Source organism: Streptomyces canus (assembly GCF_041435015.1).
Taxonomy (GTDB): Bacteria; Actinomycetota; Actinomycetes; order Streptomycetales; family Streptomycetaceae; genus Streptomyces; species Streptomyces canus_G.
The window spans coordinates 7,898,752-7,916,623 of the sequence record NZ_CP107989.1; the positions used below are offsets into that span (position 1 = coordinate 7,898,752).

Annotated in this window: 18 protein-coding genes; 8 read left to right on the forward strand and 10 right to left on the reverse strand. The window is 70.3% G+C overall.

Annotation, left to right across the window (positions count from 1 at the left end; translation table 11 throughout):
* Positions 1-208 precede the first annotated feature (208 nt).
* From OG841_RS36055 to OG841_RS36065, 3 genes are all read right to left on the reverse strand, one after another.
* A complete protein-coding gene (locus OG841_RS36055; protein ID WP_371568401.1) occupies positions 209-1,006 on the reverse strand; it encodes an SURF1 family cytochrome oxidase biogenesis protein in 798 nt (265 codons plus the stop codon).
* Positions 1,007-1,054: 48 nt separating this feature from the next.
* Entirely contained in the window at positions 1,055-1,288 is a 234-nt protein-coding gene (locus tag OG841_RS36060; RefSeq protein WP_266524968.1) for a hypothetical protein, read from the reverse strand.
* A 97-nt stretch (positions 1,289-1,385) separates the two neighbouring features.
* Positions 1,386-2,369 (reverse strand): DEDDh family exonuclease, encoded by a 984-nt coding sequence (locus tag OG841_RS36065; RefSeq protein WP_371568404.1) that lies wholly within the window; start codon positions 2,367-2,369, stop codon positions 1,386-1,388.
* 88 nt (positions 2,370-2,457) lie between these two features.
* Between OG841_RS36065 and OG841_RS36070 the strand changes: the two genes are divergently transcribed.
* The 4 genes from OG841_RS36070 to OG841_RS36085 all read left to right on the forward strand — a co-directional run bounded on the left by OG841_RS36070 (position 2,458) and on the right by OG841_RS36085 (position 6,158).
* Positions 2,458-3,171 carry a VIT1/CCC1 transporter family protein gene (locus OG841_RS36070; protein WP_328637549.1) on the forward strand — a complete coding sequence of 238 codons (714 nt, stop codon included), beginning with the start codon at positions 2,458-2,460 and terminating at the stop codon, positions 3,169-3,171.
* 342 nt (positions 3,172-3,513) lie between these two features.
* Positions 3,514-4,380, forward strand: coding sequence for a sterol desaturase family protein (locus OG841_RS36075; RefSeq protein ID WP_365122891.1), 867 nt, complete (start codon positions 3,514-3,516; stop codon positions 4,378-4,380).
* Complete coding sequence (locus OG841_RS36080) at positions 4,377-5,078, forward strand: lysoplasmalogenase (protein ID WP_371568407.1); 702 nt, start codon at positions 4,377-4,379, stop codon at positions 5,076-5,078. The genes OG841_RS36075 and OG841_RS36080 overlap by 4 nt, the downstream gene beginning before the upstream one ends.
* A gap of 36 nt (positions 5,079-5,114) precedes the next feature.
* Entirely contained in the window at positions 5,115-6,158 is a 1,044-nt protein-coding gene (locus OG841_RS36085) for a zinc-dependent alcohol dehydrogenase family protein (RefSeq protein WP_371568410.1), read from the forward strand.
* 18 nt (positions 6,159-6,176) lie between these two features.
* Here OG841_RS36085 and OG841_RS36090 read toward each other — a convergent pair whose 3' ends face one another.
* The 4 genes from OG841_RS36090 to OG841_RS36105 all read right to left on the reverse strand — a co-directional run bounded on the left by OG841_RS36090 (position 6,177) and on the right by OG841_RS36105 (position 11,822).
* Positions 6,177-7,184: a CopD family protein gene (locus OG841_RS36090; RefSeq protein ID WP_365122887.1), complete on the reverse strand. Its 1,008-nt coding sequence runs from the start codon at positions 7,182-7,184 to the stop codon at positions 6,177-6,179.
* 111 nt (positions 7,185-7,295) lie between these two features.
* A complete protein-coding gene (locus tag OG841_RS36095) occupies positions 7,296-8,618 on the reverse strand; it encodes a CoA transferase (protein WP_365122884.1) in 1,323 nt (440 codons plus the stop codon).
* Between the two features lie 43 nt (positions 8,619-8,661).
* Complete coding sequence (locus tag OG841_RS36100) at positions 8,662-10,218, reverse strand: S8 family peptidase (protein ID WP_365122881.1); 1,557 nt, start codon at positions 10,216-10,218, stop codon at positions 8,662-8,664.
* Between the two features lie 47 nt (positions 10,219-10,265).
* The gene (locus tag OG841_RS36105; RefSeq protein WP_365122879.1) at positions 10,266-11,822 is read right to left on the reverse strand and encodes a S8 family peptidase; all 1,557 of its coding nucleotides are present in this window, start codon (positions 11,820-11,822) and stop codon (positions 10,266-10,268) included.
* Between the two features lie 253 nt (positions 11,823-12,075).
* Between OG841_RS36105 and OG841_RS36110 the strand changes: the two genes are divergently transcribed.
* The 3 genes from OG841_RS36110 to moaA all read left to right on the forward strand — a co-directional run bounded on the left by OG841_RS36110 (position 12,076) and on the right by moaA (position 15,195).
* A complete protein-coding gene (locus OG841_RS36110; protein WP_057618197.1) occupies positions 12,076-12,432 on the forward strand; it encodes a DUF485 domain-containing protein in 357 nt (118 codons plus the stop codon).
* Positions 12,429-14,048, forward strand: a complete 1,620-nt coding sequence (locus OG841_RS36115) for a solute symporter family protein (protein WP_328637542.1) — start codon at positions 12,429-12,431, stop codon at positions 14,046-14,048. The genes OG841_RS36110 and OG841_RS36115 overlap by 4 nt, the downstream gene beginning before the upstream one ends.
* Positions 14,049-14,205: 157 nt before the next feature.
* On the forward strand, positions 14,206-15,195 hold the full coding sequence (gene moaA, locus OG841_RS36120; RefSeq protein ID WP_328637541.1) for a GTP 3',8-cyclase MoaA: 990 nt from the start codon (positions 14,206-14,208) through the stop codon (positions 15,193-15,195).
* Here moaA and OG841_RS36125 read toward each other — a convergent pair.
* Complete coding sequence (locus tag OG841_RS36125; RefSeq protein ID WP_328637540.1) at positions 15,192-15,410, reverse strand: hypothetical protein; 219 nt, start codon at positions 15,408-15,410, stop codon at positions 15,192-15,194. The genes moaA and OG841_RS36125 overlap by 4 nt on opposite strands.
* Before the next feature lie 203 nt (positions 15,411-15,613).
* Positions 15,614-16,012 carry a DUF3099 domain-containing protein gene (locus OG841_RS36130; RefSeq protein WP_328637539.1) on the reverse strand — a complete coding sequence of 133 codons (399 nt, stop codon included), beginning with the start codon at positions 16,010-16,012 and terminating at the stop codon, positions 15,614-15,616.
* Positions 16,013-16,259: 247 nt separating this feature from the next.
* Between OG841_RS36130 and OG841_RS36135 the strand changes: the two genes are divergently transcribed.
* The gene (locus OG841_RS36135; protein ID WP_371568419.1) at positions 16,260-16,538 is read left to right on the forward strand and encodes a GlsB/YeaQ/YmgE family stress response membrane protein; all 279 of its coding nucleotides are present in this window, start codon (positions 16,260-16,262) and stop codon (positions 16,536-16,538) included.
* Positions 16,539-16,602: 64 nt separating this feature from the next.
* Here the strand turns inward: OG841_RS36135 and tyrS are convergent, their stop codons facing one another.
* Positions 16,603-17,871: a tyrosine--tRNA ligase gene (gene tyrS, locus OG841_RS36140; protein ID WP_371568422.1), complete on the reverse strand. Its 1,269-nt coding sequence runs from the start codon at positions 17,869-17,871 to the stop codon at positions 16,603-16,605.
* Position 17,872 lies beyond the last annotated feature (1 nt).

The window sequence follows — 17,872 nt, forward strand, 5'->3', positions numbered from 1 at the left end:
TGATGGCCGGCGCTGTGGGGTCGGGGCGGTGCATCACACCGCGGTCGGCGCCGTGCGATGGGCCGGTGCGTCACCTGCGACTGACGTGGGGCCGGGTCGGCCGACCACACTGCGACTGACGTGGGACCGGGCCGGCCGACCACACTGCGACTGACGTGGGACCGGGTCGGCCGACCACACTGCGGTCGGCGTGGGGCCGGGCCGGTTGTCACACCGCGGCCGGTTCCGCCTTCGTCGTGCTGTCCTGATCCGCCTTCTCCCGGCGGTCGCGCAGTTCCCGCCGCACCAGGACCACCCAGCCGATCGGCACGCCGATGGAGAACAGCCACCACTGGATGGCATAGGCGTAGTTCAGCGCGGCGTCCTCCTTGCCGGGGTTGCCGCCCATCAGTTCCGGGCTGTCGCCCTTCGGCTCGGGTGCCGTCTGGGCGATGTAGCCGCCGAGCACCGTGGCGCCCAGCCGCTCGGCCTCCTGCTCGCTGTTGATCAGCATGACCTGCCGGTCGGGCAGCCCCTCGAGGTTCTTGATGCCGCTCGCCGCGGTCGTCTCGTCGGGCATCAGCCGCCCCGTGACGGTGATCTCACCCTTCGGGGGAGCGGGGATCTTCGGGAACGCGGTCTGGGTCGGCCCGTCCGAGGGGATCCACCCCCGGTTGACCAGCAGCACCTTGCCGTCGTCCAGGACGAAGGGGGTCAGGACGTGGTACCCGACCTCGTCGTCGGAGTTGGTGCGGCGCCGGACCACGACCTCGTCGTCCGTGTCGAAGTGCCCCTTCGCGGTCACGCTGCGATACCGGTCGTGGGTGGTGACGATGTGTCCGGGCGAGGTCATCCGCTCCACGGGCACCGGCTTCGCCGACATCGCGTCGGAGACCAGCTGGTTGCGGGCGGTGCGCTCCTCGTAACGGTGCATCTGCCAGATGCCCAGCCTGATCATCGTGGGGATGAGGAGCAGGGCGACCAGCGTGAGGATCACCCACTGCCGGGACAACAGGAAGCGGTACACCCCACGACCGTACAACTCGGACCGCGGGGTGTTCGCACAGGGGTGTGGTCAGACCCGGTCGACGATGCCCACCCTTCCCTCCGCGCGAGCGCAGTGCGCACCGCAGAACCAGTGGCCCTCGACCTCCACACCCTGCCCGATGATCTGCACACGACAGTGCTCGCAGATCGGTGCCATCCGGTGGATCGCACAGGAGAAGCAGTCGAAGACATGCACCGCACCCTGCGCGTGCACCTCGAAGGTCATGCCGTAGTTATTGCCGCAAACTTCGCAAGTCGCCATGCGCCACAGGGTGGGCCGTCGGCGCCGTGCGGACGAGTCGGCGCGGGGCGAGTCGTACGGCAAATCACCCGTCCGTACGGTCCTGGCTTCCGTACGGTCATCCCTCCGACGCCGGCTCCACATCCCTGAGGAGCTGCCCGAAGGCCGCCTCGTCGACGACCGGTGTGCCGAACTGCCGGGCCTTGACCACCTTGGACGTGCCCGAGTCCGGGTCGTTCGTGACGAGCAGACTGGTCAGCCGGGACACGCTGGTGGCGACATGCAGCCCAGCCTCGACCGCCCGGTCCTCCAGGAGGTCGCGCTCGATCGAGGTGTCCCCGGAGAACGCGATCCGCATGCCCTGCTTGAGCGGCTTGCCGTCCTCGTAGCGCCCCGGGTTGGGGTAGGGGCACGCGGGCCGCTTGCGCGCGGGCCGCCAACTCGTCGGCCGATAACTGCCGTAGCCCGCCGACTGCCTGGGCACCGCCCGGTCCGTCCACTCGGTCAGCGGCCGGCACTCGTGCAGGGGCAGCCGCACGCTTCGAGCGGCCGCCGCCCGCAGACTCGGCCGGAACGCCTCCGCGAGCACGCGCGCGTCGTCGAGCGCATGGTGCGCCCGCTGCTGTACGACGCCGAAGTGCGCCGCCAGCGACTCCAGCTTGTGGTTGGGCAGCGGCAGCCCCAGCTCCTTGGACAGGACGATGGTGCACAGTCGCTGACTCACCGGCGGCACCCGTCCCGCGCGCGCGTACTCGCGGGCGATCATCTGCCAGTCGAAGACGGCGTTGTGTGCGACGAGCACGCGACCGTCGAGACGGGCCGAGAACTCGTCGGCGATGTCCTGGAAGAGCGGCGCGCCGTCGAGTGCCTCGCTCGTCAGCCCGTGGATCCACACCGGGCCGGGATCGCGCTCCGGATTGACCAGCGTGTACCAGTGGTCCTCGACCTCGCCGCGCGCGTCCAGCCGGTAGACGGCGGCGGAGATTATCCGGTCGTCCCGGGCCAGGCCGGTGGTCTCCACGTCGACGACGGCGTATCCCTGCGGATACACGGCCGGCCACGTTGTGGGGGAGGACGCTGCGGTCGTCTGGTCTTCGAGCATGGTCCATGAGGATACGGGCCGCGACTGACAGTCCCTCACGGCGGCGTCGGTGCCCCGCTCGCGACGACCGGGGTGCCATCCTCCGGGGATGACCGAACCGACGCACGACGAGACCCATGGCGGCGCGCTCGGCGCCCGCCTCAACTGGCTGCGCGCGGCCGTCCTGGGCGCCAACGACGGCATCGTCTCCACGGCGGGGCTGGTCGTCGGCGTGGCCGGCGCGACGAGCGACCGCGCGGCGTTGCTGACGGCGGGTCTGGCGGGCCTGCTGGCCGGCTCGATGTCCATGGCGGCCGGGGAGTACGTGTCCGTGTCGACCCAGCGCGACTCGGAGATGGCCGCGCTGGCCGTGGAGAAGAGGGAGTTGAGGGAACAGCCGGAGGCGGAGCTGGAGGAGTTGACGGATCTTCTGGAGGAACGGGGGCTGTCGCGCGACGTGGCCCGTGAGGCGGCGGAACAACTGACGGAACGTGACGCACTGCGGGCTCACGCGCGCGTGGAGCTCGGCATCGACCCGGACGAACTGACGAACCCCTGGCATGCGGCCTGGGCGAGCTTCCTGGCGTTCACGGCGGGGGCGTTGCTGCCCCTGCTCGCCATCGTGCTGCCACCGTCGGGGTGGCGGGTACCGGTGACGGTGCTGTCGGTGGTGGCGGCGCTGGTGCTGACCGGCTGGAGCAGCGCACGGCTGGGGGCGGCGGCTCCTGGACGAGCGGTGCTGCGGAACGTGGGGGGTGGGGTGTTGGCGATGGGGGTTACCTACGGGGTGGGGGTGTTGCTGGGGGCGGCGGGGGTCAGTTGACGTAGAGGCGGTCGTCCCGGTCCGCGCACCAACGCCCGCCCGTCGGCGAGGAGTTCCTCCCCCCGGCCGTCGGGGGCGCACAGCCGCACCTCCGGTGACCGGCAGGCGTAGCAGGAAGGGCGTGCACCGGTTCCAGCCTGCGGGTGCTCCCGTAACCGATACGCCGGCCGCCCGGCATCCAGAATCCGCCGCGAACAACCGCTCGGCGTCCTGCCTCCGCAGCGTAAGACCGCCCACGGACACCCCTTGGTGGAGATCGCCAAGAAGCAAGCGCGTACCACCGGTAATACTTGTGGGTAACAACGTCTGGCGGCGCGCGACCGGCGGTTCTACGGTGCAGGCATGCCGAACCTCCCCGACGTCGTGGTCTGGTCCATACCCGCCTTCGTCCTGCTCACCGTCATCGAAATGATCAGCGTCCGCGTCCATCCCGACGAGGACGCCGCCGGCTACGAGACGAAGGACGCCGCCACCAGCATCGGCATGGGACTCGGCAGCCTCTTCTTCGACTTCCTGTGGAAGATCCCGATCGTGGCCCTCTACACGGCCCTGTACGAACTCACCCCGCTCCGCGTCCCCGTCCTGTGGTGGACGGTCCCCCTGATGCTGCTCGGGCAGGACTTCTTCTACTACTGGTCCCACCGCGGCCACCACGTCATCCGCATCCTGTGGGCCTGCCACGTCGTCCACCACTCCAGCCGGAAGTTCAACCTCACCACCGCGCTGCGCCAGCCCTGGACCACGCTGACCGTCTGGCCGTTCTACGTCCCCCTCGTCGCCGCCGGCGTCCACCCGGCCGCGCTCGCCTTCTGCTCCTCCGCGAACCTCGTCTACCAGTTCTGGATCCACACCGAACGCATCGACAAGATGCCCCGCTGGTTCGAGTTCGTCTTCAACACCCCGTCCCACCACCGCGCCCACCACGCCTCCCAGGGCGGCTACCTGGACCGCAACTTCGGCGGGATCCTCATCGTCTGGGACCGGCTCTTCGGCTCGTTCGTCGCCGAGACCGAACGGCCCGTCTACGGGTTGACCAAGAACATCAACACGTTCAACCCGATCAAGGTGGCCACCCACGAATACGTAGCGATCGTCAAGGACGTAAAGGAGGCACGGAGTTGGCGCGAGCGGGCGGGACGGGTCTTCAGGGGGCCCGGCTGGGCACCGGCACCGGTACCGGAGACGGCCGAGGAGACCGTGCCCGCGTGAGAATCCCGAGCGCCCGCGGGACCCACCGCACCCGCCGCGCACTCCTCACGGTCCTCGTTCTCGCCGCCGCCGTCGACCTCACCTCCCTGGCCACCGGCTTCGCTCCCGGGCACGCCGTCGCCAAGCCCCTTCTGATGCCCCTCCTGGCCGCGTACTCCGTCGCGTCCGCGGCGCCCCGGCTCCTGGTCGCCGCCCTCCTGTGCGGCTGGGGCGGCGACGTCCTGCTGCTGTCCGACGCCGACCTCGCCTTCCTCGCGGGCATGGCCTCCTTCGCGGCGGGCCACGTCTGCTACCTCGCGCTCTTCCAGGCGTACGGCAGCCCACGCGCGCGTGTCGGCCTCCTCGCACCCGCCTACGCCACCGCGCTCGTCGTCACCGTCGTGGCCCTGTGGCCGGACCTGCCCGCCGGACTGCGCGTGCCCGTCGCCGGCTACAGCGTTCTGCTCACGACCATGGCGTGCGCGTCGGCCGTGCGGTTCGGGGCGCTCACCGGAGTCGGCGGCGCGCTCTTCCTCCTCTCGGACACCCTCATCGCGACCGGCGTCGCCGACTGGCCCCAGCTTCCACGGCCCGAGTTCTGGATCATGCTCACGTACATCGCCGCGCAGTTCCTGCTGGCCAGTGGCACACTTCGAGCCCTCGAAGCGCGCCCGGGACCGCTGGCGACGTACGGTGAGGTGCGCTCGACCACCCCCTGAGCGCCGTCACGACCTCGCACGAGAAGGATCCTCGCCATGCGCGCCACCACCATCCACGCCCCGTACGACATGCGCGTGGAGGACGTGCCCGAGCCGGTGGTGCAGCTGCCCACCGACGCCGTGCTCCGGGTGCTGCGCGCCTGCATCTGCGGCAGCGACCTGTGGGCCTACCGCGGCGAGGCGGCCCGGCAGCCGGGTCAGCGGATCGGCCACGAGTTCCTCGGCATCGTGGAGGAGACCGGCTCCGAGGTCGGTACCGTCAGCCGCGGTGACCTCGTCGTCGCGCCCTTCATGTGGTCCGACGGCGTCTGCGACTACTGCCGCGAGGGCCTGACCACCTCCTGCGAGCACGGCGGATTCTGGGGTTCCGTCGGCTACGACGGCGGCCAGGGCGAGGCCGTGCGCGTCCCCTTCGCCGACGGCACCCTCGTACCGCTGCCCAAGGAGGCGGCTTCCGACGACCGCCTGCTGTCCTCCCTGCTGACTCTCTCCGACGTCCTGGGCACCGGTCACCACGCGGCCCTCGGCGCCGGAGCCCGCCCGGGCGCCACGGTCGCCGTCGTCGGCGACGGAGCCGTCGGCCTGTGCGCGGTGCTCGCGGCCAAGCGGCTCGGCGCCGAACGGATCATCGCCCTGGGGCGTCACCAGGTCCGCACCGACATCGCGCGCCGCTTCGGTGCCACCGACGTCGTCGCCGAACGCGGGGACGCGGCCCTCGAGGCCGTCCGCGAACTCACCCGCGGCCAGGGCGCGCACGCCGTCGTCGAGGCCGTCGGCACCGAACAGTCCATGCGTACGGCGGTCGGCATCACCCGCGACGGCGGTGCCATCGGCTTCGTCGGTGTGCCGCACGGCAGCGGCACCGGCGTCGACCTCGGCGTCATGTTCGACCGGAACATCGCCCTGCGCGGCGGGGTCGCGCCCGTCCGTGCCTACATCTCCGAGCTGCTCCCCGACGTCCTGGACGGCACCGTCGACGCGTCACCCGTCTTCGACATGACCGTCGACCTGGAGGGCGTCCCCGCCGGCTACAAGGCGATGGACGAGCGCACCGCCCTCAAGGTACTCGTCACCAACTAGCGCTCACCGAGCGGCATTTCACCAGCGGATCGGCAGCGGCAGCGCCGTCAGCAGCCCGGACACCACGACCACGAGTCCCAGGGCGACGACCTCCGCGCGTGCGGGTGCGCAGGCGGTCAGCGATGCGGGGGCGCGGTGCAGCCGGATCCGCGCCCACAGGGCGAGAGCGGCGACGACGGCCACGAGGAGCACCTTGGCGAGCAGCGTGCGCCCGTAGGCCGTGTCCGTCAGCTGCTCCAGAATCGTGCCGGGCGGCATCCGGCGCAGCGAACTCCACACGCCGGTCGCGGTGATGGCGGCGAGCAGAACGGCCGCCACACGCGCGTAGAGCGAGAGCAGCGCCGCGCCCGGCCCCGCGGGACCCCAGCGGCGCAGCGTCCGCAGCACCCGCAGCAGTCCGCCCGCCCACAGCGCCGCGCACGTCAGATGAACCAGCGTCAGTCCGGAGCCGGTCAGCGGACTGTGCTGGGTCGGGGGATGCGCGCGCAGGGCCTCGGCCACCACCACGGCCGCCAGCGGCCACAGTTGGGTGGCCGGGCGGCCCGAACGGGCGCACAGGCCGGCCACCAGGAACGCGTTGACCTCCAGGAGCGCCAACTTGCCGTCCCGCGACTCGTACAGACCGCCGACATTGATCTCGGAAAAGCTGTGCGGCACCAGATTGCCGGTCGCCACGACCGACGCCAGACCCAGCGCGGCGAGGAAACCGGCGGCGGCCGCGTAAGGGGCCCAGGAGCGCGGCACGTGCGGCGGGGCATCGGGCACGGAACGGGCCAGCAGGCCCACGAACAGCTCGCCCAGCGGCACACACAGCGCCGCGAACAGCACCGCCCGCAACAGGGCCACCCCGCCGGTCCCGGGTGCGGCGGCCTCCCCGGTGCCGTGCAGTGCGACGGACGGCCCGAACAGCGGTATCGCCACGGCCAGTACCGCCAGGACAAGGACGGCGACCGCCCGGCCGGTGCCGGGACGCCGGGTGGGGCCGCCCGCGTCGGTCGCCTCGGAGGTGGGTCTTATCAAGGTCACCCCTCGATCTTGACCACAACGGACAGAACCGGGCAACTGCAGTGAAACAAGTGGTGGTAAGGCATTCCACCCATAGGTACGTTGCCGGTGCCACGGTCGGTTCCGGCCCGCTCAGCGCAGGCGTGCGGCGTCCGTGCCCCACGGCACCGGCGGCCGTGCCCAGTCCCTCGGGCCGCCCTCGAAGGAGACCGGTGAGAGGGCGTATCGCAGCCGCCCGAGCGCGCTGTCCGTCTCCGCCAACCAGGGCTCAGGGCCGTCGTACGGCTCACTCACGACGTCGCCCGCCGCCGTGCCGTCCAGGCCGTCGGTCAGCCACTGGGCCGTCCGTGCCAGCGCCAGCCGCACGAACCGGCTCCCGCCCTCGTACGACTGCTCGGTCAGCGCCCGCAGCACGGCAGCCGCCAGCAGATAGCCCGTCCCGTGGTCGAGGGCCTGCGCGGGCAGCGCGCCCGGCCGATCCGGTGAACCCTCCAGCACCGCGATCCCGGTGGCCGCCTGGACGAGGCTGTCGAAGCCTCGCCGTTCGCGCCACGGCCCGTATCCGCCCCACGCCGACAACTGCGCCACGACCACCCCGGGCCGCCGCTCCGCCAGCGCTTCGGGTGACAGCCCGAACCGGTCCAGCGCGCCCGGCCGGTATCCGGTGACGACCACGTCCGCCACCGCGAGCAGCTCCTCGAATGTCTGCCGGTCGGCGGCCAGGTCGAGCGTCGCCGACCGCTTCCCGAAACCGGTGTCGGCGTGCTGGTCCGGCAGTTCGGGCAGGTGGGGCGCGTCCAGGCGCAGGACGTCCGCGCCGAGCAGGGCGAGGGTGCGGGTGGCGACCGGTCCCGCGAGGACCCGCGTCAGGTCCAGGACACGCAGGCCGGCGGCCGGCCGCAGGGGAGAGGTGCCGACCGGCGCGAACGCACGCACGCGTGCCGTGTCCAGCCGCCCCCGCTCGACCAGCGGCCGTTTCGCCACCTCGGCCGCCTGAGGGTGCACGGCCCACTCCTCGGGAGAGCGCAGGGCGACGGCGAGACCCCCGGCCGCGTACACGGCGTCCTCGACGTCCAGGGCGGACCGCTCGGCCAGCGCCGCCTCCACGGCCACCGGGTCCTCCGGCGCACCCAGCGCCCGGAGCAGCCGCGCGCGGTGGTGCGGATAGTTCGCGTGCGTGCGGACCCACCCGTCCGCCGTTCGCCAGAACCGGGACAGCGGCGCGAAGTTGACCGGCGCGCGACCATTGATCAACAGATGACGCTCGCTCAGGAAAGCGGTGGCGACCGCCCCGTCGTCCACCCGCACCGTCGGTGCTTCGGCGAGCCCGGCCCGCAGTGCCCCCAGTTCGGCGGCGGCCAGCGCGCACTCGCCGACACAAGTCCGCGCCAGCTGCTGTGCGGGAAGGCGCCCCTGAAGAGCACCCTCCCGCACCACAAACTTGATTCCCGTCATGACTGCACTATGCAGTATTGACGCAATCAATATATGGAGGGACCTACTTCGTCACCGCGTCCAGTGCGTCCACCGTGCCCCAGCCGTAGAAGCCATTGCGGTTCTTGGACCCCTCGCACACCGCGTCGACCTTGCCGTCGCCGTTGATGTCGTAGGGATCCGTGCACGGCGTGGCGTCGGCCTCGGCGTACAGCAGCGCCTTCACCAGGGCCGGCGGGGCGTACGGATGCCTCGACTTGATCAGGGCGGCCACGGCCGCGGCGTGCGGCGAGGCCATCGACGTACCGGCCATGTAGCCCCACTTGCCGCCGGGCAGCGTGCCCAGGATGAGCCCGCTGGTCGCGGGCGGCAGCGGCGTCTGGTAGGCCGTCGAGTCACCGCCGGGCGCGGCGACGTCGATGACGCCCAGGCCGTGGTTGGAGAAGGACGACTTGATGCCCTTGGCGCCGGTCGACGCGACCGTCACGACCCCCGGCAACTGGGTCGGTATGTCGAAGCACTTCGACGGGTCGATCACCCGGTCCGAGGGCGTGCCGTCGTTCGGCGAGACGGGATCGGTGATCTCGTCGGCCGCGAGGTCGTAGTTCTCGTTGCCGGCCGCGGCGACGTTGACCACGCCCTTCTTCTCCGCGTACCGCGTGGCCCGGGTGATGGCGTCCACGAGGGCCTTCTGGTCCGGGTCGTCGGTGCAGTTGAAGTACCAAGGGTCGGTGTAATAGCTGTTGTTGGTGACGTCGACCCCATGCGTGGCCGCCCACACGAAGCCGCAGACCACGGCCTCCGTGTAGAAGTAGCCGTCGGTGGTCGACACCTTGATGCCCGCCACCTTCACGCCGGGCGCGACCCCCGTCATACCGACGCCGTTCTTGGCGGCCGCGATCTCACCTGCCACGTGCGTGCCGTGCGGGCTCTCCGCGGCGCTCGGCCGCCACGCCCCGTCGGTGGTGTCCGGCTTGCCCGTCACACAGTTGACCGACGCGGCCCGGTCGAAGTTCGGCGCGAGGTCCGGGTGGGTGTCGTCCACGCCGGTGTCGATCACGGCAACCGTCACCTTGCTGCTGCCGAGCGACTTCTCATGCGCCTTGTCCGCCTTGATGGCGGGCAGGTCCCACTGCAAGGACTCCAGCGGGTCCTGGCCGGCGGCGGCGGCGGCCTGCGCGGCGGCCAGCTGCGCCGAGTTGAGCGCCTTCGGCGTCCCCTCGTCGGTCGTCGACTGCGCGGGAAGCGGCGCGTTGCGCGTGTTGCCTGCCGACTCGACCCCGCGGACCTTGCGGATCGTCTTGGCGAACTCGGGGTTCGACGAGTGGACGACGATCACGCCGATCTGGTCGTACGACGTCACGATCGTGCCGCCGGCTGCGGCGATGGCCTTCTTCACCTGGGCGGAAGGGCCGTGCCCGGGGCGGACGTTGACGACGTAGCTGAGCGCCGTGCCGTCCGCGTCGGCGGAGGCGAGGACAGCACCGGTGACATCGGCCGTGGTGCCGGGCAGGCCGGACGCGGACGCCGTGGCGCCCGGCAGGAACGCCATGGCCGTCGCCATGGCCATGCCGAGCGGGATCGCGAGCGCGCGCCGATGGCGCGAGTGGGGCCCTGTCATGATGAGAATCTCTCCACTTCGTATGCGGGACAAGCGGTGCGGGCGGGTCACTTGACCGCGCGCAGCGCGTTGACGATGCCGAAGCCGTAGAACCCGTTGGCCCGGGTGCCGCCCTCGCACACCGCGTCCTGTGTGCCGTCGCCGTCCTGGTCGTAGGAGGCCGGGCAGCTCGTCGCGGACGCCTGCGCCTTGAGCAGCGCCTGCAGTTGGGCCGGGCTCGCCTTGGGATGCGTCGACTTCAGCAGGGCGGCGACGCCCGCGGCGTGCGGCGAGGCCATCGAAGTGCCCTGCAGGAAGCCGTACGCGCCGTTCGGCAGGGTGGACAGGATGCGGCCGTTCTGCGACGGCGTGTCCGGGATCTGGTAGAGCCGGTCGCCACCGGGTGCCGCGACGTCGATGACGCCCTTGCCGTATGAGGAGTAGTACGACTTGAGGTTCTTGACGCCCGTCGCGCTGACCGTGACGACACCGGGCAGCTGCGTGGGCACGTCGAAGCACTCGTGCGGATCGACGGTGCGCTCCACCGGAGTGGAGTCGTCGGGGCTCGAGGCGTCGGCGAGCGCGTCGGAGTCCAGGTCGTCATTGGAGTTGCCCGCCGACGCCAGGCTCAGCGTGCCCTTGTGCTGTGCGTACAACTGCGCTCTGTTGACCGAATCAACGATGGCCCGCTGATCGGGGTCGTCCATGCAGTTGTACAGCCAGGGATCAACGTAGTAGCTGTTGTTCGTGATCTCGACGCCGTGGTCGGCGGCGAACACGAAGGCGCACACGACGCTCTCCGGGTAGAAGAGGCCGTTGCTCCGGTCGGTCACGTTGATGGCCGAGACCTTCACGCCGGGCGCGACCCCGGCCACGCCGACACCATTGCGGGCCGCGGCGATCTCACCGGCCACGTGCGTGCCGTGGTAGTCGTCCGCGGTGTACGGCCGCCAGGCGCCCGCGGTGGTGTCCGGGACACCACCGTCGCAGTTGGCCGACTGCGCGGCGGAGAAGTTCGGTGCGATGTCGGGGTGGGTGTCGTCGACGCCGGTGTCGATCACGGCGACGGTCACCTTGCGGCTGCCCGGGTTGATCTTGGCGGCCTTGTCGGCGCCTATCGCGCGCAGGTCCCACTGATCGGCCTCGAGAGGCTCGCTGTCCGGCGTGGTGGCCGAGGTCTTCGCGACCTGCGCGGCCTGCGCGTCCGACAGCACCTGGACCGCGCCCTCGTCCGTCGTGCCCGCCGGGGTCAGCGGCGAGGTGCGGGTGGCGCCGGCCGACTGCACCCCGCGCGCCGTGCGGATCTTCTGGGCGAAGTCCGGCGCGGAGGAGTGGACGACGATCACGCCGATCTTCTCGTACGCGATCACGACGGTGCCGCCGGCCGCCGATATCGCCTTCTTCACCGACGCGATCGTGCGGTGGTCCACCTTGGTGTTGACGACGTACGACAGGTTCGTCGCGTCCGCTGCCTGCGCTACGGACTCCGTGGCAGGGGCGGCCGAGGCCGCCGAAGGCAGGAAGCCGAGCGAGGCCGTGAGGGACAGCACGACGGGCACGGCGAGCGCGAGACGGTTTCTTGAACGTATGGAACGTCTCGAACGTCTGGAACGCGGCTGGGACATGGGGTCTCCACATCATCCGGAAACGAAACCGGCCCGAGACACAGGTGTCGCTCGGGCAGGTACATGACGGGTGGTGCAGGCCGAAGCTATCTCCCGAAGTCGCTGGCCAGCAATGACTTCCCCAAGGTGAGTTCGGAAAGAAGCAAAGCGAGTTGAACCGGTCCGCGCGTGCCGCCGTGACCTTGGGCAGGGAAGGCGAGGACACTCGCGCCCGATCCCCGTCACAACCGCATCCGCAACGCGAGGAGACTCCGTGGCCACCGACGCACCGCCACCCTCGAAAGAGACCCATAAACTCCCCACCACCGAGGAGTTCACCGAGGTGCAGGAGAGCGCGGAGTTCGGTGAACTGCGCCGCTCCTACCGCTCCTTCGCCTTTCCGCTGACCGTCGGCTTCATCGCCTGGTACCTGCTGTACGTCCTGCTGTCCAACTACGCGGGCGACTTCATGGGCACCAAGGTCGTCGGCAACATCAACATCGCCCTGGTCCTGGGCCTCGCCCAGTTCCTCACCACGTTCCTCATCGCCTGGTGGTACGCGCGCACCGCTGCCGCCCGCTTCGACCCCAAGGCCGAGGCGATCAAGTCCCGGATGGAGGGCGGCGCATGAGCCCCGCGATCACCCTGGCGGCCGGCGAGGCCAGCGAGCACCGAGGGCTGATCATCAGCCTGTTCGCGGTCTTCGTCCTCGCGACCCTCGTCATCACGATCTGGGCCGGACGCCAGACCAAGGACGCCTCCGACTTCTACGCGGGCGGCCGCCAGTTCACCGGCTTCCAGAACGGCCTCGCCGTCTCCGGCGACTACATGTCCGCCGCGTCCTTCCTCGGCATCGCGGGTGCCATCGCCCTCTTCGGCTACGACGGCTTCCTGTACTCCATCGGCTTCCTGGTCGCCTGGCTCGTCGCCCTGCTCCTGGTCGCCGAACCGCTGCGCAACTCCGGCCGCTACACGATGGGCGACGTCCTCGCGTACCGGATGCGCCAGCGCCCGGTCCGCACGGCCGCCGGCACCTCCACCATCGTGGTCTCGATCTTCTACCTGCTGGCCCAGATGGCGGGCGCGGGCGTCCTGGTCTCCCTGCTGCTCGGCATCACCAGCGACGGCGGCAAGATCGGCATCGTCGCCCTGGTCGGCGTCCTGATGATCGTGTACGTCACCATCGGCGGCATGAAGGGCACCACCTGGGTCCAGATGGTCAAGGCCGTGCTCCTGATCGCGGGCGCCCTGCTGCTGACCTTCCTGGTGCTGCTGAAGTTCGACTTCAACGTCTCCGACCTCCTCGGCTCCGCCGCCGACAACAGCGGCAAGGGCGCGGCCTTCCTGGAGCCGGGTCTGAAGTACGGCGCCACGGGCACCACCAAGCTGGACTTCATCTCGCTCGGCATCGCCCTGGTCCTCGGCACCGCCGGTCTGCCGCACATCCTGATCCGCTTCTACACGGTGCCCACCGCCAAGGCGGCCCGTAAGTCGGTCATCTGGGCCATCGGCCTCATCGGCGCCTTCTACCTGATGACCCTCGCCCTCGGCTTCGGCGCCGCGGCCCTGATCAAGCCGGACGAGATCATCGCCTCCAACAAGGCGGGCAACACGGCGGCGCCACTGCTGGCCCTGCATCTGGGCGGCGTCGACTCCAACTGGGGCGCGATCCTGCTGGCCACCATCTCGGCGGTCGCCTTCGCCACGATCCTCGCGGTCGTCGCCGGCCTCACCCTGGCCTCGTCGTCGTCCTTCGCGCACGACATCTACGCGAACGTCATCAAGCGCGGTCAGGCCACCGAGAAGCAGGAGATGAGTGCGGCCCGCTGGGCCACCGTCGGCATCGGCGCGGTCTCCATCCTGCTGGGCGCCCTCGCCCGCGACCTCAACGTCGCGGGCCTCGTCGCGCTCGCCTTCGCGGTCGCCGCCTCGGCAAACCTGCCGACGATCATCTACAGCCTCTTCTGGAAGCGGTTCACCACCTCCGGCGCCCTGTGGTCGATCTACGGCGGCCTCGTCACGGCGGTCGGCCTGGTGCTGTTCTCGCCGGTCGTCTCCGGCAAGCCCACCTCGATGTTCCCGGACGTCGACTTCCACTGGTTCCCGCTGGAGAACCCGGGTCTCATCTCGATCCCGGTCGGTTTCCTGCTCGGCATCATCGGCACCTACCTCTCCAAGGAGGAGCCGGACAAGGGCAAGTACGCGGAGCTGGAGGTCCGGTCGCTGACCGGTACCGGCGCGCACTGACACGCACCTCGAAGCGGCCGTGTCGTAGATCTCTACGACACGGCCGCTCCGTACGTCGTGGGATCGGGCACTGTCGTTGTCAGCGGCGTCACGTAGGCTCGCAAGTGACGGAAACCGATGGAGCCGGCACTGATCCGCGACGAGGGAGGGGGCCCACGTGCTCATCGACACCTACGGCCGGGTGGCCACCGACCTGAGAGTCTCGCTGACCGACCGCTGCAATCTGCGGTGCACGTACTGCATGCCGGAAGAGGGCCTGCAGTGGCTGGCCAAGCCGGATCTGCTCACCGACGACGAGATCGTCCGCCTGATCGACATCGCCGTCACCTCCCTCGGTATCGAGGAGGTCCGCTTCACCGGCGGTGAGCCCCTGCTGCGCCCCGGCCTGGTCGGCATCGTCGAGCGCGTCGCGGCTCTGGAGCCGCGCCCCCAGATGTCCCTCACCACCAACGGCATCGGCCTCAAGCGCACGGCCGGCGCCCTCAAGGCCGCCGGCCTGGACCGGGTCAACGTCTCCCTCGACACCCTGCGTCCGGACGTCTTCAAGACCCTCACCCGCCGCAACCGCCACCAGGACGTCCTGGAGGGCCTGGACGCGGCCCGCGAGGCGGGCCTGACCCCGGTCAAGGTGAACTCCGTCCTGATGCCCGGACTGAACGACGACGAGGCCCCCGACCTTCTCGCCTGGGCGGTGGAGCACGACTACGAACTGCGCTTCATCGAGCAGATGCCCCTGGACGCCCAGCACGGCTGGAAGCGCGACGGCATGATCACCGCCGGGGACATCCTGACCTCCCTGCGCACCCGTTTCGACCTCACGGAGGAGGGCTCGGACAAGCGCGGCTCGGCCCCCGCGGAACGCTGGATCGTGAACGGCGGTCCACACGTAGTGGGTGTCATCGCCTCGGTCACCCGCCCGTTCTGCGCGGCCTGCGACCGCACCCGCCTCACGGCCGACGGTCAGATACGCAACTGCCTCTTCGCCCGCGAGGAGACGGACCTCCGAGCCGCACTGCGTTCCGACGCCCCCGACGAGGAGATCGCCCGCATCTGGCGCGAGGCGATGTGGGGCAAGAAGGCGGGAGCGGGCCTGGACGACCCGACGTTCGTCCAGCCGGACCGGCCGATGTCGGCGATCGGCGGCTAGGCCCCTTCGGGCGCCTGCCAGTCCTCGAACGGCACGACATCCTTGAGGAAGCCCCGCACCCCGAGGAACTGCGACAGATGCTCCCGGTGCTCCTCACAGGCCAGCCACGTCTTGCGCCGCTCCGGCGTGTGAATCTTCGGGTTGTTCCACGCGAGCACCCACACGGCATCGGCGCGGCAGCCCTTCGCGGAGCAGATCGCGGTCTCGTCACTCACGGATTTCGTCTCACAAGCGGGGAAAGCGAGCGGGGAAAACAAGCGGGGAAAAGGCGACGCCGAGCAGCCACGGGGGGAGCTGCCCGGCGTCGGTCTGTCGCTCCGACGGGGGATGCGGAGCGCGTACGAAGTATGTCACGGGTAACCCGTCGTACGGCACTGGAACAACATGATTGATCTGAGCTTTCCTTGAGCTTGGTGCTTCAGGTCCGCTCGCGCGGTTCACCCCGTGCACCCGACGCCGCCCCGCCCGCACCGCCTTCCGGCACGGGTTCCGCGAAGTCGTCATCGGCTCGCGGCGGCAAGATCATCGGCCGGGTGGGAGCGGTCACGAAGGTCGACGGCAGCGAGGGCGCGTTCTCCCGCCCCGCGTTGGCGATGACGACGGCGATATAGGGCAGAACCGCCCCGAGCACCAGCGCGACGATCGCGACGTGCCGTTCGACGTTCCAGAGCGTGGCCGCGAGCACCACGGAAATCGTACGGACCGTCATCGAGATGACGTACCGGCGCTGACGTCCGCGCACGTCCTCCTGAAGGCTCGTCCTGGCTCCGGTGATCCGGAACACCTGGGCGCTGCCGCCGCCATGCTGCTTCCGCATCACATTCCACCATCCGCCCGCATCGGACTCTCCGCGTTCCCCGCATCCGCTCCGTACCCGGTGGAGGTACCGGGCCCGGACAACTCCCACGTTACGCCGCGTCTGCGCCGCCTACGAGACCGGGGCACCTCCCGCCCGGGCGAACCGGCTCGCTCCCGGCACGTACGGCCGCACCCGGCATGCGGCGTAGCCCGAACGGACCGACACTGACCGTAATGCTCACGTCGAGCCGTACGAGGAGGCAGCCATGGGCTGGTTGTGGGCGATCATCGTGGGATTCGTGCTGGGTCTCATCGCGAAGGCGATCATCCCCGGCAAACAGCACAGCCCCCTCTGGCTGACCAGCATCTTCGGCATGCTGGGCGCCGTGGCCGGCAACGCCATGGCGCGCGGGTTCGGCGTGGACGAGACGCCCGGCATCGACTGGAGCCGCCACGTCTTCCAGCTCATCGCCGCGATCGTCATCGTCGGCTTCGGCGACATGCTCTACATGGCGACGCTGGGCAAGAGGAAATTCCGGACCTGAGAGCCGTACGACGAAGGGGGCGCCCTCCACCGGGAGAGGCGCCCCCTTCTGCTGTGCTCAGGATCTAGGCCGAGGTGACCTCGACCGCGGCCAGGTTCTTCTTGCCCCGGCGCAGCACCAGCCAGCGACCGTGGAGCAGGTCCTCCTTGGCGGCCACCGCGTCCTCGGCCGCGACCTTGACGTTGTTCACGTAGGCCCCGCCCTCCTTCACCGTCCGCCGCGCGGCCGACTTGCTGGCCACGAGTCCCACCTCGGCGAACAGATCCACGACGGCACCGAGCTCGGCGACCCGGATGTGCGGCACCTCCGAGAGCGCCGCGGTCAGCGTCTTCTCGTCCAGCTCCGCCAGCTCCCCCTGCCCGAAGAGGGCACGGCTCGCGGCGATCACGGCGGCCGTCTGGTCGGCGCCGTGCACCAGCGTCGTCAGCTCCTCCGCCAGCGCCCGCTGCGCGGCCCGGGCCTGCGGACGCTCCTCGGTCTGCTTCTCCAGCTCCTCGAGCTCCTCACGGGACCTGAAGGACAGGATGCGCAGGTAGGTCGAGATGTCCCGGTCGTCCACGTTCAGCCAGAACTGGTAGAACGCGTACGGCGTGGTCATCTCCGGGTCGAGCCAGACGGCGCCGCCCTCGGTCTTGCCGAACTTGGTGCCGTCCGCCTTGACCATCAGCGGCGTCGCGAGACAGTGCGCCTCGGCCTCGGGCTCCAGCTTGTGGATCAGGTCGAGCCCCGCCGTGAGGTTGCCCCACTGGTCGCTGCCGCCCTGCTGCAACGTGCAGCCGTACCGCCGGTACAGCTCCAGGAAGTCCATGCCCTGGAGCAGCTGGTAGCTGAACTCCGTGTAGCTGATGCCCTCCTGGGACTCCAGCCGGCGTGCGACCGAGTCCTTGGTGAGCATCTTGTTGACACGGAAGTGCTTGCCGATGTCCCGCAGGAACTCGATGGCCGACATCCCGGCCGTCCAGTCCAGGTTGTTCACCATGACCGCGGCGTTCTCGCCCTCGAAGGACAGGAACGGCTCGATCTGCGCGCGCAGCCGGGACACCCAGTTCGCGACCGTCTCCGGGTCGTTCAGCGTGCGCTCGGCCGTGGGGCGGGGGTCGCCGATCTGCCCGGTCGCCCCGCCCACCAGCGCCAGCGGGCGCAGGCCCGCCTGCTGGAGCCGGCGCATGGTGAGGACCTGCACCAGGTGACCGACGTGCAGGCTGGCCGCCGTGGGGTCGAAACCGCAATAGAACGTGACGGGACCGTCCGCGAGCGCCTTGCGCAAAGCGTCCTCGTCAGTGGACAGGGCCCACAGCCCACGCCACTTCAGCTCGTCGACGATGTCCGTCACG